General features: G+C 63.9%; 14 protein-coding genes and 1 pseudogene. 3 read left to right on the plus strand and 12 right to left on the minus strand.

Features of this window, described 5'->3' with window-relative positions; genetic code table 11:
* Positions 1 to 721: 721 nt before the first annotated feature.
* From IVA96_RS26705 to IVA96_RS26745, 9 genes and pseudogenes are all read right to left on the minus strand, one after another.
* Positions 722 to 1,759 (minus strand): patatin-like phospholipase family protein, encoded by a 1,038-nt coding sequence (locus IVA96_RS26705; RefSeq protein ID WP_247278558.1) that lies wholly within the window; start codon positions 1,757 to 1,759, stop codon positions 722 to 724.
* Positions 1,756 to 2,685, minus strand: a complete 930-nt coding sequence (locus tag IVA96_RS26710) for a polyphosphate kinase 2 family protein (RefSeq protein ID WP_247278557.1) — start codon at positions 2,683 to 2,685, stop codon at positions 1,756 to 1,758. The genes IVA96_RS26705 and IVA96_RS26710 overlap by 4 nt, the downstream gene beginning before the upstream one ends.
* Positions 2,618 to 3,665 (minus strand): annotated as a pseudogene (locus IVA96_RS26715) (branched-chain amino acid ABC transporter permease). The gene IVA96_RS26710 and the pseudogene IVA96_RS26715 overlap by 68 nt, the downstream one beginning before the upstream one ends.
* Complete coding sequence (locus IVA96_RS26720; RefSeq protein WP_247278555.1) at positions 3,662 to 4,543, minus strand: branched-chain amino acid ABC transporter permease; 882 nt, start codon at positions 4,541 to 4,543, stop codon at positions 3,662 to 3,664. Before IVA96_RS26720 ends, IVA96_RS26715 begins: the two are co-directional and overlap by 4 nt.
* 6 nt (positions 4,544 to 4,549) lie before the next feature.
* Positions 4,550 to 5,254 carry an ABC transporter ATP-binding protein gene (locus tag IVA96_RS26725; protein ID WP_247278608.1) on the minus strand — a complete coding sequence of 235 codons (705 nt, stop codon included), beginning with the start codon at positions 5,252 to 5,254 and terminating at the stop codon, positions 4,550 to 4,552.
* The gene (locus IVA96_RS26730) at positions 5,254 to 6,024 is read right to left on the minus strand and encodes an ABC transporter ATP-binding protein (RefSeq protein ID WP_247278554.1); all 771 of its coding nucleotides are present in this window, start codon (positions 6,022 to 6,024) and stop codon (positions 5,254 to 5,256) included. Before IVA96_RS26730 ends, IVA96_RS26725 begins: the two co-directional genes overlap by 1 nt.
* A gap of 15 nt (positions 6,025 to 6,039) precedes the next feature.
* Entirely contained in the window at positions 6,040 to 7,350 is a 1,311-nt protein-coding gene (locus IVA96_RS26735) for an ABC transporter substrate-binding protein (protein ID WP_247278553.1), read from the minus strand.
* A 95-nt stretch (positions 7,351 to 7,445) separates the two neighbouring features.
* Positions 7,446 to 8,150, minus strand: a complete 705-nt coding sequence (locus tag IVA96_RS26740; RefSeq protein WP_247278552.1) for an NUDIX hydrolase — start codon at positions 8,148 to 8,150, stop codon at positions 7,446 to 7,448.
* Between the two features lie 29 nt (positions 8,151 to 8,179).
* Positions 8,180 to 9,205: an ABC transporter substrate-binding protein gene (locus IVA96_RS26745; RefSeq protein ID WP_247278551.1), complete on the minus strand. Its 1,026-nt coding sequence runs from the start codon at positions 9,203 to 9,205 to the stop codon at positions 8,180 to 8,182.
* Positions 9,206 to 9,343: 138 nt separating this feature from the next.
* Between IVA96_RS26745 and IVA96_RS26750 the strand changes: the two genes are divergently transcribed.
* Positions 9,344 to 9,793 carry a cupin domain-containing protein gene (locus IVA96_RS26750; RefSeq protein WP_247278550.1) on the plus strand — a complete coding sequence of 150 codons (450 nt, stop codon included), beginning with the start codon at positions 9,344 to 9,346 and terminating at the stop codon, positions 9,791 to 9,793.
* Positions 9,794 to 9,837: 44 nt separating this feature from the next.
* On the opposite strand, the gene IVA96_RS26755 is transcribed toward IVA96_RS26750, so the two are convergent.
* Both IVA96_RS26755 and IVA96_RS26760 read right to left on the minus strand, forming a co-directional pair.
* Positions 9,838 to 10,626 carry an ABC transporter permease gene (locus IVA96_RS26755; protein ID WP_247278549.1) on the minus strand — a complete coding sequence of 263 codons (789 nt, stop codon included), beginning with the start codon at positions 10,624 to 10,626 and terminating at the stop codon, positions 9,838 to 9,840.
* Positions 10,626 to 11,444: an ABC transporter ATP-binding protein gene (locus IVA96_RS26760; protein WP_247278548.1), complete on the minus strand. Its 819-nt coding sequence runs from the start codon at positions 11,442 to 11,444 to the stop codon at positions 10,626 to 10,628. The genes IVA96_RS26755 and IVA96_RS26760 overlap by 1 nt, the downstream gene beginning before the upstream one ends.
* 139 nt (positions 11,445 to 11,583) lie before the next feature.
* Between IVA96_RS26760 and IVA96_RS26765 the strand changes: the two genes are divergently transcribed.
* Both IVA96_RS26765 and IVA96_RS26770 read left to right on the plus strand, forming a co-directional pair.
* Positions 11,584 to 12,366 (plus strand): ABC transporter ATP-binding protein, encoded by a 783-nt coding sequence (locus tag IVA96_RS26765; protein WP_247278547.1) that lies wholly within the window; start codon positions 11,584 to 11,586, stop codon positions 12,364 to 12,366.
* A complete protein-coding gene (locus tag IVA96_RS26770; protein WP_247278546.1) occupies positions 12,363 to 13,922 on the plus strand; it encodes a glycine betaine ABC transporter substrate-binding protein in 1,560 nt (519 codons plus the stop codon). Before IVA96_RS26765 ends, IVA96_RS26770 begins: the two co-directional genes overlap by 4 nt.
* A 115-nt stretch (positions 13,923 to 14,037) precedes the next feature.
* On the opposite strand, the gene IVA96_RS26775 is transcribed toward IVA96_RS26770, so the two are convergent.
* Entirely contained in the window at positions 14,038 to 15,750 is a 1,713-nt protein-coding gene (locus tag IVA96_RS26775) for a sulfatase-like hydrolase/transferase (RefSeq protein ID WP_247278545.1), read from the minus strand.
* Between the last annotated feature and the right edge of the window lie 112 nt (positions 15,751 to 15,862).

Here is a 15,862-nt window from a genome sequence, read left to right on the forward strand (position 1 = left end):
GCATCTGGGAAGCGGAATCCCTGCGGCCGATCCTTCGAGCCGCCCGCTTTGGCGGGGACTCGAGGCCAATTAGCCTCATCCTGAGGAGACCGCGGAGCGGTCGTCTCGAAGGACGAGGCGCTTGCTCAGGCCGGTCCAAGAGATCGCATGCGACTGCCCTGCGCCATTCCGGGAATTGGCCCGGAATGACGACAGGGAGGGAGGAGGGACAAGGCAGGACTTCAATACGTACGTCGCGGCGGGCCTCGGCGCGGCCAGCCCATGATCGACGTGATGCAAAATACAGCGCCGGGAAGGTAGGGGCTTTGCCTCACTGATGCAGCCCGCTAAACCTTGACCCGGCGTGCCGTTCGCGGTTTCGCCGCTATGCGATAGTCCGAACGAGCTCCATCGCACTTAGCGGCTGGATCTGCGGAGGTGGTGTCATAGACCTCCCCTTGCTCATGAGGTGGACGTTGCGCGTCGCTTGTTTGCGACCACTGCGATGCTCCTCCCGAGACACAAAACTGTCAAGCGGGATCGATGATCTGAAGGATCACATTTGAAGGCGCGAGTTCCCTGAACGGGGCATGGTGACATCATGCTCCTGTTTTGCCCGACGTGTCAAACCGACTTCGTAAAATCCGCAAGCGCGCGACGTGACCGGCAAGCCATTGATTCCACTATCCCCGGCTACTGTGCATGGGGTTGTTTTCGCAGTTTTTGTCCATGGCCGGCTTGCCTAGAGAAACATATCTGCCAGATCGACCGACGAGGACTTCCCGACCCGGTCGAAGTTTTGCGCCAGCCAGCTTTGCGCCGCCGCGCGGCCCTCGTCGCGCAGGCGGCACAACAGGCTCCATTCCGGGTGGAATTGCGTGGCCGTGCCGAGCTGCGACATCAGCTGGTCGTTGCCGATCCAGTGCATGTACATGCGGCTGTGCCTGTCGCTGTCGAGCTCGCCGTCGTCGATCAGCCGCGTGGCGAAGGCGATCGCGCGCATTTCTCGCATCAACGACGAATTGAAGCTGATCTCGTTGATGCGGTGGAGGACGTCAGCCGCACTGGTCGGCAGCGCGTCGCGCCGGATCGCCGTGACCTGCACGATGATAACGTCGTGGCTGCCCTTGCGGTAGATGAGCGGGTAGATCGCGGGATTGCCGAGATAGCCGCCATCCCAATAATGCTCGCCGTCGATCTCGACGGCCTGAAAATAGGGCGGCAGGCAGGCCGAGGCGAGCACGGTTTCTGCGGTGAGAAACGGGCTCTGGAATACCTTGATCTTGCCGGTGCGGACGTTGGTGGCGTTGAGAAAAAGCTGCGGCGCCTCGGGCGAGGAATTGAGCCTGTCGAAATCGACCACGCGCTGCAGCAGCGAGCGGAGCGGATTGAAGTGGAACGGATTGAGCAGGTTCGGCGGCAGCGTGTGCGTCAGCGTGTGGATGACGGCGTGGACCGGATGATATTCCGGCGGCAGCTTCAGGGCCTGGATCCACTGGTTGAGCGGCGAGAGCAAATCGTACGCCCTGTCCATGCGCGAGACTTCGTACCAGAATGCGTGCAGGCTCTGCCGCGCCGCCTCCGCGCCCCCGTTTGCCATGCCGGAGGCCAGCGCCACCGCATTCATCGCGCCGGCGCTGGTGGCGCTGATCGCTTCGATCGCGAGCCTGCCGTCCTCGAGCACCTGGTCGAGCACGCCCCAGACGAAGGCGCCGTGCGCGCCGCCGCCCTGGAGCGCGAAGTTGACGTTCTTGCGATCCGCGGTGCCGGTGGCTGTCACTTTGCCCGCTTCTTGCCTCCCTTTCCTTCTTTCTCCAGCTCCTTGCGCACCTCGTCGAACTCCTGCAGCGAGGCCTTGTCGACACGAGGAAATTTCAGGTCCAATCTTTCGAGCGCAGCATTGATCACGGAGCCGATCACGACGCGGGCGAACCATTTGTGGTCGGCGGGCACCACGTACCACGGCGCATGAGGTGTCGACGTGTGCCGCACAATGTCCTGATAGACGGCCTGGTAGCGCGGCCACAGCGCGCGCTCCTTGATATCGTCCATCGAGAACTTCCACTGCTTGGCCGGCTCTTCCAGCCGGTCGAGGAAGCGCTCGCGCTGCTCCTCCTTGGAGACATTGAGGAAGAACTTCAGCACCACGGTGCCGTTGCGGCAGAGATAGCGCTCGAAGGCGGAGATGTCCTCGAACCGCTCCTTCCAGATGTTCTTGGTGACGAGCTTTGCCGGCAGCTTCTCCTTGGCGAGGATCTCCGGATGCACCCGCGTCACCAGGCATTCCTCGTAATGGGAGCGGTTGAAGATGCCGATACGGCCGCGCTCCGGCAGCGCGACCACGTGGCGCCACAGGAAGTCGTGATCGAGCTCCTTGCTGCTCGGCGCCTTGAAAGAATGGACCTCGCAGCCCTGCGGATTGATGCCGTCGAAGATCGCCTTGATCGCACTGTCCTTGCCGCCGGCGTCCATGGCCTGGAATACGATCAGAAGCGACCAGCGGTCCTGGGCATAGAGCGTCTCCTGAAACGCGATCAGCCGCGTCTTGTTGGCCTCCAGGATCTCCTGCGCCTTCTCCTTGTCGAGATCGCCCTTCTCGTCGGTCTTGTGGTCCTTGAGGCGAAACTTACCGGATCCATCATAACGGAACGGCGTAATGTAACGGTCGAGCTCCTGGGCGATCGATCTGGACGGCTTCTTGTTCATGAGTTCGGGGACACCTTGCGTTGCGGCTTCAGTCGGTCGAGCACGCTACCAAGAATGCCCTTGGGAAGGAATATGATGAAAAGCACGAGCAGCACGCCATAGACGAGATTGTCCCAGCCGACCGCCCTGGTGCCGAAGCCGATGCGCAAGGTCTCCGCAAGCAGGATGGTGATGATGGCGCCGACGGTCGGGCCGAGCGAGACGAACAAGCCGCCGACGATGGCCGCGAACACCATCTGGAGCGACACGGCGATGCCGCTGACAGTATCGGGCGTGATGAACATCTGGTACTGGCAGTAGATCGCGCCGGCGAGCGCCGTCATCAGCGCGCTGAGCAGCGTGATCTTCAATTTCTCCGCGGTGACGTCGACGCCGGCCGCGGCGGCGGCATCCTCGTCCTCTGAGATCGCCTCCAGCGCATGGCGAGCCATGCTGCGGTCGACCCAGTGCCAGACCACGATGCCAAAAAGCCAGATCGCGAGCGCGATCAGATACCAGGTGGTCTTGTCGTCGAATTGCAGCGCCAGCAGCCTGTTGCCGGACGCCCGGTTCGGCGTGTAGCCGAGCGAGCCGCCGGTATAATCGCGCGTCGCGGTGATCACCTGGAGCACGATGCCTGATAGCGCCAGCGTCACCAGCACGAAATAATGCCCGGTGATGCGGAAGCGGAAGCAGGGATAGCCGACGATCAGCGCCAGCGCACCGGCCGCGGCCATGCTGACGGGAATGCCGACCCATGGCGATAGGCCGAGGTGATTCCACAACAGCGCGGTGACATAGGCGCCGATCCCCATGAAGCCGCCGTGCCCGAGCGAGACGAGGCCGAACCGCCCCATCATCGACCAGGACGTATAGGCGAACGACCAAATCAGGATCAGCACCAGGATATGCAGGTGATAGGGATCACGATAGACGAAAGGGAGCGCGACCAGCGCCGCCAGACCGATCCCCCAGGCTGCAAGTCGTCCCTGCCCCATCATCGGCGCCTCGCCAGGAGGCCTGCGGGCCGGATGAACATCATGACGATGAAGAAGGCGAAGGCGAGCACGTAGCCCCATTCGAGATCGGAGAACAGGCCGCCGAGCGAGATGATCTCGGCGAACACGAAGGACGCGATGAAGCCGCCGATGAAATTGCCTAAGCCGCCGAGCACGCAGATCAGGAACGTGATCGGCCCGAAGGAGAGGCCGACGAAGGGATGCACGTCATATTGCAGCACCAGAAGGCAGGCAGCGAGCCCGGCCAGCGCACCTCCAAGAGCCGAGGTGATGAGATAGATCCGCTTGGTGTCGACCCCCATCAGCGCCATGATCTGCCGGTCCTGCGAGATGGCGCGGATCGCGGTGCCGGTGAAGGTGCGCGTCATGAACAGGTAGACCGCAACCATGCCGACCAGTGCCGCCACGAAGGACAGCAGCCGTGCGTAGCTGAAATTCATGTCGCCGAAGGCGAGCACCGGTAGGCGGATGCCGAGATTGCGGAAGTCGATGCCGAAGGCGACGGTGGCAAAGCTCTGGAGCACGAACAGCACGCCGCCGGTCGCGAGCAGTTGATTGATCGGCGGCGCCGTGAGCAGCGGCGCGATCACGAGGTAGTGGAGCGCCGCGCCGAGGAGCGCAACCAGCAGGATAGTGAAGGGCGCAGCGATGAAATAGCTGACGCCGTAATACTGCACCATGAAATACATGGCGTACATGCCGATCATCACGAGCTCGGCATAGCAGATCCAGGTCACGTCGATGACGCCGAAGATCAGGTTGAGGCCGAGCGCGAGCAGCGCCAGCACGCCGCCGAGCAGGATGCCGTTGATCACGGCCTCCAGCAGATAAATGTCGAAGACGTCCAGAAATGCCTGCATGCCCCCTCACACCCCGAGATACGCTTCCTTGACCGTGTCGCTCGCCAACATCTCGGCCGAGGTGCCGGAAGCGCGGATCGTGCCCGCCTCGATCAGATAGGCGCGATCGACCACTTTCAGCACCTGCTGCACGTTCTGCTCGACGATCAGCACGGTCAGGCCGCTGGCACGGATCCGCTTCACCAGCTCGAACACCTGCTGCACTACGACTGGCGCGAGGCCCGCCGACGGCTCGTCGAGCAGCAGAAGCTTCGGATTGGACATCATCGCGCGGCCGATCGCGCACATCTGCTGCTCGCCGCCGGACATGGTACCGGCCAGTTGGTGGCGGCGCTCCTTCAGGCGCGGAAACAGCTCGAACACGACGTCGAGCCGCTGGGCATAGTGCGCGCGCGCCTCCCTCATGAACGCGCCCATCTTGAGATTGTCGTCCACCGTGAGCTGCGGAAATAGCCGCCGGTTCTCCGGCACATGCGCAATGCCGAAACTGACGATCTTGTGCGACGGCGTCGCCACGACATCAACACCTTCCATCTTGATCGAGCCGCGCGAGGGCCGGATCAAGCCGGAGATGACGCGCATCAAGGTGGTCTTGCCGGCGCCGTTGGGGCCGATGACGCCGACGGCTTCGCCGGCCTTGACGTCGAGATTGACATCGAACAGCGCCTGGAACGTGCCATAGCCGGCATTGACGCCGCGGAGCTCCAGCATCATTGCCCTCCCGCGCGACGGCGCGCTTCGGCGGCCGCGGCCTGCGTGGTCTCGGCATCAGTCCCGAGATAGACCTCGATCACCCGCGGGTCGCTCGCAACCGCGCTCGGCAAGCCTTCCGAGATCTTCTCGCCGTGATCGAGTACCATGACGCGATCGACCACGCGCATCAAGACGCCCATGATGTGCTCGACCCAGATGATGGTGATGCCGAGCTCGTCGCGGATGTTGCGCAGCATGTCGGCGGCCTGGTCCATCTCGGTCTCGTCGAGGCCGCCGAGGCTTTCGTCCGCCAGCAACAGCTTTGGCGCGGTGGCGAGCGCCTTCGCAAGCTCGAGCTTCTTCAGGCCGGCTGCGCCAAGTCCATCGACACTGGCATGGCGATCAATCGGCAGGCCGACCATCGCCAGCGACCGCTCGGCCGCTTCCTCGGCCTTGACTCGACTGTGGCGGCCCTGGCCGTAGAAGCCGGCGAGCGCGACATTCTCGAAGATGGTCAGTCGACGGAAGGGCCGCGGAATCTGGAAGGTGCGGCCGATGCCGCGGTTGATAATCCGGTGCGGCGCAAGGCCTGCGATCTCATTCCCGGCGAACAAGATCGAACCGGAGGTCGGCGCCAGCGTGCCCGAGAGCATGTTGAAGATCGTGCTCTTGCCCGAGCCGTTGGGTCCGATCAGGCCGAGGATCTCGCCCTGTTCGACCCTGAACGAGACGTTGTTGACGGCTGTGAAGCCGCCAAACCGCTTCACCAGCCCGCTGACTTCCAACACCGAAGCACTCCGCCGCTACTGGTTGCTGTAGGTGGTGCCTTTCGGCAGCGGCAGCACCGCCTCGCGCTGCGCCTGGCTCTTGGGCCACACCACGGAGGACTTGTCGTCGATGTACTGGATCACCACGGGAAACGAGCGTTCGTTCTGCCCGGCCATCGGCGTGCCCTCACCGTAGAACTTCACGCCGAAGCCGAGCATGGTGCCGCCCTCGGGAATGTCGGTGTCGAGCGCCGCCTTGCGCAGCGCGTCGGGATCGACACCGCCATACTTCTTGATCGCTCGCGGCAGCACGTCGCTCATGAATACATACGTGTTGGACGCGCCGATGCCGACATGGGCCGAGCGGATGGCGACGCCCGGCCTGATCTTGTCGAATTCGTCGCCGACCATCTTGATCACGGGCGGGAGCTTCGGATCCATGGTCTTCTGGTTGGCGAGCCAGATCGATATCGGGTCGGTGTTGAAGATGTACGCGGCGTCCGCGCCCATGCCTTCCTTCAGCTTCTCGTAGACGCCATAACCGGCGCCATGCCCCATCAACGCGCCGAACTTCAGGCCCTGCTCGCGGGCCTGGCGCAGCAGCAGCGTAATGTCGGGATTGTAGCCCGTGTGGAAGATCACGTCGGGCTTGGCGCGCTTGAGCTTGGTCACCAGCGCGGAGAGGTCCGGTGCGGTCGCCGAATAGCCCTCCTTCAGCACGATGTTGAAGCCGGCCTTCTTCGCACCGGCCTCGTTGCCCTTGGAGACATCGACCCCATAGGCCCCGTCCTCGTGAATGATGGCGACGCGCAGGTCCTTCGGCTCCTTGCCGAACTTCTCCTTGGCGTTCTGCGCGATGAAATCCATCGTCATCATGCCGAACTGGTCGCCGCTCGCCTGCGGACGGAACACGTATTTGTAACCCTTGTCGTTGAACACGGCCGACGAGATGCAGGTCGTGATCCACATGAACTTCTTGAGCTGCTCGACGCGGGCGGCGACCGGTACGCATTGCGCCGAGGAGAAGAAGCCGAGCACCATGTCGACCTTCTCCTGCTCGAGCAGGCGGACAGATTCGTTGATGGCGATGTCAGGCTTGCTTTGCGCGTCGGCGTAGACCGCCTCGACCTTGTAACCTTCGACCCCGGTCTTGGCGAAATGGTCGAGGATGATCTTTGCGCCGATATAGCCGAGCTCGGAGCCGCCGCCGGCGAGAGGTCCGGTCAAATCGAAGACGACGCCGATCTTGATCTTCTTCTCCTGAGCCTGGGCGGACACCGCCAAGCCCGCCGCGGCAATCGCGACCAACAGCCCACGTACCAAACGGGTAGCCATGCGCAGGCGCATCAGAACCTCCCTGGACGATTGTGCATCGCATTCTTGTTGCTCTTGCTTTTTCGCCCATCACATGGGCTGAGCGAAGCGATGTCAAGCCTCGCGCGTCAGCGAGAGGCGAGCCGCTGCGCTATAAAGGCCGTGACAAATCGCGGCATGGACGGCGTGAGATCGCTCATCCCGCGCACGAGATGAATGGCCGACAGTTCGGGCTCGGCCTCGCGCGCGAGATTGGCTTCGATCCGGGCGCGGGCCACCTCGCCCGGCATGTCCAGGTTGAGGACTTGAATCATCGCAATCACACGACCGGAGACCACGCAGTGCCAGTCCGCCTCCGCCGCGTAGTCGTCGGCGGTCAGCCCCGTCTCCTCTGCGACCTCGCGGACGACGCTGCCGGGAATGTCGAGAGCGCCGTCCCTGATGTCGTCGAGGTCGGGCGTGCCCGAAGGGAAATAGATGCGGCCCGAATTGGCCGTGTGCTGCGCCATCTCGCCCAGGACGAAGGCGCCGTCGGACGTGCGCAGCGCGCCCATGCCAAAACCGTTGAACACGGCCGGATCAGGAAAGCCCCAGTCGCGCCAGGCGAGGAAGCTGGCGAAATCGGTCTCGAAATAGGTCGCGGCGAAATGCCCGTCCGTGAACACGGCGTCGCGCCCGAGCAGCACGCGACCGTTCCAGATCTTCGGCCGCTCGCGCTGCTTCTCGGCAAAATGCGCCGCGATCTCGGCGCGACGCTCCTCGGCGAACGGCCACACGACCGGCCGCACCGCAAGATCAAGCGCCGTGACGCGATGAATGACCGGTGACGTCATGACGCCTGACCACTACGCCTTCGCGTCACTTATTTGGCAGTCCCCGTCGTCTTCTTGGCCTGATCGACGAACTTGTTGGTGAACGTCTTGCTGACGTCGATCTTGGCGCTCGCCACCTCGGGCGAACCGACGCTGAACACCGCAAGCACGGCCTCCGCGCCCTTCGGGTCCATCTTGCCGGTTTCGGAAAACATCGGGATCGTGTTCTTCAGCGCAGCGAGATAGAGATCCTTGTTCTTGCCGACAGTCTCCTCCGGCATCTTCGCCATGATCTCCTCGGGCGAATGCGAATGGATCCAGGCGAGCGTTGCCAGGATCGCATTCGTAAGCGCCTGTGTCTCCTTCTCATGACCGTTGACCCAGGCTGCCGTCGAGTACAACGCGCCGCCCGGATATTCGCCGCCGAACGTCTCGAGCGTGTCCTTCTGGGTGCGGGTGTCGGAAAGAATGCGTAAATCCTTGTGGTTGCCCTGAAGCACGGTGACGGACGGATCGAGCATCACGGCCGCGTCGATCTGGCCCTGCTCCATGGCTGCGACCGCGGTGGCGCCAAGGCCGACGCCGATCACGGCGGTGCCGGCGGGATCGAGGCCGTTCTTCTTGAGCATGTACTTCAGGAAGAAGTCGGTGGAGGAGCCAGGGGCGCTCACGCCGACCTTCTTGCCGGCGAGATCCTTGACCGACTTGATGTCGTTGGTCCGAGAGGGCGCGACCACCAGCACGAGACCGGGATAGCGGTCATAGACCACGAAGGCCTGAAGCTCCTGCTTCTTGGCGGCGAGATTGACGCAATGGTCGAAATAGCCGGAGACGACGTCGGCGCTGCCGCCGAGCACGGCTTTGAGTGCGTCCGACCCGCCCTTGAGGTCGACCAGCTCGACACTGACGCCGGCCTTCTCGTATTCGCCGAGCTGCTTGGCCAGCACGGTGGGCAGGTAGCACAGGCAAGAGCCGCCGCCGACCGCGATGGTCACCTTGCTTTGCGCCGCGGCAAGACCGATGGTGAGCGTCAGCGCGAGCAGCGCGCCGGCGAGCCTGGCAATCGTGTTCTTCATTGGTTTCCTCCGTTCGGCCGGCGGCACCATAGAGCAGCGGGGCTGGCTTGAGAAGCACCGCCTAAGTGGGCTGGCCATCGGCCCTGCGGCGCAATAGCATGCCCAAACAAGAACAATTCTTGATGGGGAGGATCATCCATGAATCGCCTTGCTGCCGGGCTGTCGATCACCGCCGCCTTTGCCGCCGGATGCGGCGCCACCCACCTGCTCCGGCCGGCGCTCGCCGCCGAAAACATCACCGCACAGATCATCCATACCGGCGAGATGGAGGGCGATGCGCTCGGGCCCGCAAACGCTGTCGGCTACCGCTCCAAGATGTTCGCGAGCGCGGACGGTGCCACCGTCTCGACCCAGGTCGGCAACGTGCCCAAGCACATGCATCCCAACACCAACGAGATTCAGTACATCCTGGACGGCACCGGGACGATCTGGCTCGGCGACAAGGAGGTGACGGTGAAGCCCGGCGATCTCGTGATCATCCCGAAGGGCACGCCGCATGGCGGCACCAAGCCGATCAGCGGCCAAGTCAAGGCGATCGCGATCAAGACGCCGCCGCAGGCACCCGACGACACCAAGCTGCTGGATTGAACGTTCGCGATCGGGGCTCGCGCCAACGCGCGGCCCCTTGCGCCCTAGCCGCGACCGTCCGACGCCGTCGGCCGCCAAACCAATAGCCGCCGCTCCACCAGCGTGACGCCAAAGTCGATCAGGATCACGAAGGCCGACAGCACGAACATGCCGGCGAAAACGCCGGCGACGTCGAAGATGCCTTCGGCCTGCTGAATGAGATAGCCGAGCCCGGCCGCCGATCCGAGATACTCGCCGACGACCGCGCCGACCACGGCGAAGCCGACCGACGTATGCAGCGAGGAGAACATCCAGGACAGCGCCGACGGCCAATAGACGTGCTGCATCAATTGGCGCTCGCTCATGCCGAGCATGCGGCCATTGTCCAGTACGGTGCGGCTGACTTCCTTCACGCCCTGATAGACGTTGAAGAAGACGATGAAGAAGACCAGCGTCACACCGAGCGCGACCTTGGACCAGATACCGAGGCCGAGCCACAGCGCGAAGATCGGCGCCAGCACGACGCGCGGCAGCGCGTTGACCATCTTGACGTAAGGGTCGAACACGGCTGCGACCAGTGGCTGGCGCGCAAACCAGAAGCCGACCAGCACGCCCCCGGTCGAGCCGATCACGAAAGCCAGGATCGATTCCGCAAGCGTGATTCCGAGATGTTTCCAGATCACGCCGGACGCGAACCACTTCACGATCTGGCTGAACACGTCGAACGGATTGGAGAAGAAGAACGGCGGCAGCAGGATCTTGCCGAAGACGGGGACGGTCGATAGCACTTGCCACAGCACAATGCAGACGACCGCGACCAGGACTTGCAGCGCAAGCAGCATCGGGCGCGACATCAGACCGCCTCCGCCGCCTGCGTGGATTGCATATAACCCTTCATCACCTCGTCCTTGAGCACGCCCCAGATCTCGCGATGCAGTGAATGAAACTCCTTATCGAGCCGTACCTCAAAAATGTCGCGCGGGCGCGGCAAGCGCACGCGCCAGTCACCGATGATGCGCGAGGACGGCCCCGCCGACATGATCACGACGCGATCGGCGAGTGCGATCGCCTCTTCGAGATCGTGGGTGACGAACAGCACAGCCTTGCGGTCGGCATTCCAGAGATCGAGCAGCAGATTGCCCATGACCTGGCGCGTCTGCGCATCGAGCGGCCCGAACGGCTCGTCCATCAGCAGGATTTTTGGATCGCGGATCAGCACCTGCGCCAGCGCCACGCGCTTGCGCTGGCCGCCCGAGAGCATGTGTGGATAGCGGCCTGCGAACGCACCGAGGCCGACGGAGGTCAGCCATTGCTGCGCCCGCGGCAGCGCTTCGGAGCGCGGCGTGCCCTTGATCTCGAGCCCGATCGCGACATTGTCGAGCGCGGTCTTCCACGGGAACAGTGCATCGGATTGGAACAGGTAGCCGGCATCCCGGTTCAGCCCCGCGAGCGGCTGGTCGAATATCCTGACGCTGCCGGCTGCCGGCTTGAGCAGCCCGGCGGCGACGTTGAGCAGCGTGGATTTCCCGCAGCCGGTCGGGCCGACAATGGCGACGAACTCGCCCTGCGCCACCGTGAGATGGGCTTTCTCCACCGCCGTATAGACCCGTCCGTCCCGGAGGTGGAACGCGACCTTGGCATCTTCCAGCGCCACTGCCGTGGGCGTCGTCATGTGCTTCCTCCAAACCTGGACCGATGCCTTAGCCGCTCGCGCGACCAAGTTCAATCAAGGCGCCAAGCGTGCTACGCATGGAGCTCTTATCCCCTTCACCCTCCCGCTGCAGGGGAAGGTAAGAGCGAGCTTACCCGCGATGCCCTCCAAGCTGGCGATCAGCTATGCACGTGTCACCAAGAGCTTCGGCCCGCTCAAAGCCGTCGACGACGTGTCGCTCGATATCGCCGAGGGCGAGTTTCTGGCCATCGTGGGTGGCTCGGGCTCCGGCAAGACCACCCTGCTGCGGCTCGCCAACCGGTTGATCGAGGCGGACAGCGGCACGATCACGGTGGAGAACGAGGACGTGCAGAATGTCGATCCGGTCGCGCTGCGGCGGCGGATCGGCTACGTGTTCCAGGCCGGTGGGCTGTTTCCGCATTTGAGCGTTGCCGACAATATCGGTGTCACGCCAAAGCTGCTGGGCGTCTCGGCTGCCGATATTGCCGTGCGCGTCGACGAGCTGCTGGAGCTCGTGCAGCTCGACCGCGCCGCGCATCGCGACCGGCTGCCGGAGGCGCTCTCCGGCGGCCAGCGCCAGCGCGTCGGCGTGGCGCGGGCGCTCGCGGCAAAACCTCGGATCGTGCTGATGGACGAGCCGTTCGGCGCGCTCGATCCCCTCACCCGCGATGCGCTCGGCGAGGATTTTCGCGACCTGCACCGCAAGCTCGGCCTGACCTCTGTCATGATTACGCATGACATGACGGAGGCCATTCTGCTCGCCGACCGCATTGCGGTGATGCGCGCTGGAAAGCTGCTCGCACAGGGCACGCCGGCAGAGCTGTCGAAAAGCGGCGACGCCTACGTGCTGGAATTGTTGCGCACGCCGCGGCGCCAGGTCGAGCGATTGAATGCGCGGCTGCCAACGAGCGGTGCGGCATGAGCCTCTTCACCGATCCGCGCTGGGGCGAGGCGCTGTCGCATTTGCCCGACTATCTCGGCAACCATGTGCGGGTGAGTCTCGCCGCGCTTGCGCTGGGCCTGATTGCGAGCCTGCCGTTGGCACTCCTCACACGCAACCACCCGGCGCCCCGGGGCATCCTGCTTGCGCTTGCCAGCATCGTGCAGACAGTCCCTGGACTTGCGCTTCTTGCGCTGTTCTATCCGCTCCTGCTGCTGCTGGCCTCCGTTACGCTCGCCTGGTTCGGCTTTTCCTTTTCCGCTTTCGGCTTCCTGCCGGCCGTGCTGGCGCTCGCGCTCTATTCGATGCTGCCGGTGCTGCGCAACGGCATCACCGGCCTCAACGGCATCGATCCCGCGTTGATCGAAGCCGCCAAAGGTGTCGGCATGACCGCGCGACAATCGCTGGTGATGGTCGAGCTGCCGCTGGCGCTGCCGGTGATGATGGCGGGGATCCGCACCGCCGCGGTATGGGTGATCGGCACCGCGACGCTATCGACACCGATCGGCCAGACCAGCCTCGGTAACTACATCTTCGCAGGGCTTCAGACCCAGAACTGGGTGTTCGTGCTGTTCGGCTGCCTGGCCTCGGCCCTGCTCGCGCTTGCCGTCGACCAACTGCTCGGCCTGCTCGAGACCGGCCTGCGCCAGCGCAGCCGCATGCGCACCGGGCTCGGCGCGATCGGGATCGCGGCACTGGTCGCCGCAACGCTGGTGCCGACGATGGGGCGTTCGTCCCAGAGCTACGTCATCGGCGCCAAGACTTTCACCGAGCAATATGTGTTGTCGGCCCTGCTCAGGGACCGCCTCCAGGCGGCTGACCTGTCGGCGACGGCGCGATCCGGCCTCGGCTCCAGCGTGATCTTCGAGGCACTGAAGGCCGGCGACATTGATCTCTATGTCGATTATTCCGGTACACTCTGGGCCAATCAGTTGCATCGCACCGACATTAAGCCGCGCGCGGAATTGCTCGCAGAGCTGAAGACAGCCCTCGCGAAAGAGAACATCACCTTGCTCGGCGAGCTCGGCTTCGAGAATGCGTATGCGCTGGTGATGCCGCGCAAGCGCGCCGAGGCGCTTGGCATCCGCAGCATCGCCGATCTCGCCGCGCACGCATCGACCATGTCGATCGCCGGCGACTACGAGTTCTTCTCGCGCCCCGAATGGGCCGCGCTGCAAAAGGCCTATGGGCTTTCGTTCCGCACCCAACGCCAGATGCAGCCGGACTTCATGTACGCGGCGGTCGCGAGCGGCGAGGTCGACGTGATCGCCGGCTACACCAGCGACGGCCTGATCGCGAAATACGATCTCGTCGCGCTCGATGATCCCAGGCACGCCATCCCGCCTTACGATGCGATCCTGCTGCTCGCGCCCATGCGAGCCGGTGACGAGCGGTTGCAGGCTGCGCTGAGGCCGCTGCTCGGCAGGATCGACATCGCGACGATGCGCGAAGCCAATCTGCGCGCGAGCGGCAACGATGCGAATTCATCGCCCGACGCAGTGGCGAAGTGGCTGTGGGAGAAGGTGAGCAATAGGTAGGCTGGCGCGACTGGTTCAGCGTCGTCATGGCTTTCGCCCATGGGCCTTCGCCAGGACGACGTTGGAGGGGCATGTGTGCTCCACCGGCGCTCTCCTCGCAAAGAGCTGAAAGACACTACAGCCCCCGGATCATCCCCGCGTTGATCAGCAGCCGGTTCAGCCGCCGCGCCTCGGCGCCATCCCTGCAGCCATAGAAGATGCCCTTGCAGCGGAGCATGATCTCCTTCTGCTCGGCGAAGGACGGATCGAGCGGGATGCCGGCGGCTTCCTGGATCACTAGCGGCAGATAGGGACCGTCGATCGTGTCCATCACGGCATCGCTCTTCACCGGCTCGAAATTGACGGCGTCGATCGCATAATAGGTTGCGTAGAGACGCGGATCGTAAGCGTCGAGCTTCTTGCCGAGGGCGCCCTCGTCGAGGCCGGGCTCAAGCAGGTTCGGCGCGAATTCCGGCTGGTGATCGCCGTAGCGCACGATCAGGAAAGGCTCGCCGGGAAAGTTCTTCTTCAGACCGGCGACGAAAGCTTTGTACTGCTCGGCGCTCATCACCTGGCGGCGCAGATATTCGTCGATGGACGGCAAGTTGCCCGGCGCGCGCCAGTTCGGCAGCAGATCAGGACGGAAGCGCGTCTCCCAGGGGAAATGATTGGCGCCGAGATAGATGAAGGTGAACAGCGGCTTGTTCGGCGGTTGTTGCCCCATCAGCTGAAGCGCCTTGTCGTAGAAGAAGGAGTCCGGCTCGACGTCCTTGGCGCCCAGATCCTCCGAATCGAGGAAACGTTCGATGCCGGTCGTCATCTGGAAGCTGCGCGCGCCCATGAAGCCGCCATGGGCGGGGTAAAGCGACAGGGTGTCGTAGCCGCAACGGCGCAGTGCCAATGGCAGGCCGCGTTCGACGCGGTTCGAGGCGATGCGCGTCACGAAATAGGCGAAGCGGCCGAACGAACGCGACGAGAGCCCCGCAAGCACGTTGTATTCGGTGAACCAGCTCGGCCCGCCATTGCTCTCGGCCAGGAACGTGCGCTGCTTGCCGTCCCAAGACGTGAAATGGTCGCCGTAACGCGGCGGCACCTTGATGCCCTGCGCGGCGCGGATGTCGAAGCTCGATTCATCATGGATCATGATGATATTAGGGCGGCGGCCCGCAGGATGGCAGGCGTCCACCAGCGGCACGTTGAGCCGCTCGTTGGTTGAGGCTGCGGATTCCATGAAACCGTACTGCACGAAGTCGGCGACCGCGGTGACGCCGGAGCGGAAGAATTTCGAGAGATAGCCGTCGTCGTAATAGCCGCGCCAGGCCTGGTCAGGATGATAAAGCGAATAGCCGACCAATGCGGCAACGCAGGCGAGCTTGCAGGCGAGCGCCGGCAGCCGGCGGATCCGGAACGGATCAAGCCACCACAGCGCATACATCAGCGGCAACGTGACGAGGCCGGCCAGGATCACCGACCAGCGCAGATTCGGGAAGATCGTGAACAGGAACGCAACGCTGTCGCGGTCGATCATCATCAGATCGATGAAGTTGACCGTCATCTGCACGACTTCGTGCTTGAGGCGCGACAGCAGCACCAGCACGACGACCATGGTCAGGGACAGCGCGCCCGACAGCGCCGGGCGCCGCAGCAGCGTGATCCAGAAGAAGTTGAGGATGCCCCAGGCCAGGGCGAAGGAGAGGCGCGAGCCGAAATCGGTCTCGGTCTCGTACATCAGCGCCAGCGCTGCGAAATGTGGCGCCGTGACCGCGAGCAGCCGCCAGATGCCGAGCGCGGCGACGCTCGCAAGCACGGCGGTGGTGGCAGAAGGACCTGGATTGGGCGCGGACGCCATCGACGACACGCAACTTTTGGTCCGGCGCGGTGATGCCAAGCCGCTTGGCCGGCATCGAGACAGCTGGCGGCGCCCGGCGCAGCCGGAAGCCTGCGCCGTGTCATAAAACTGT

The organism is Bradyrhizobium sp. 159 (assembly GCF_023073795.1).
Lineage (GTDB): Bacteria > Pseudomonadota > Alphaproteobacteria > Rhizobiales > Xanthobacteraceae > Bradyrhizobium.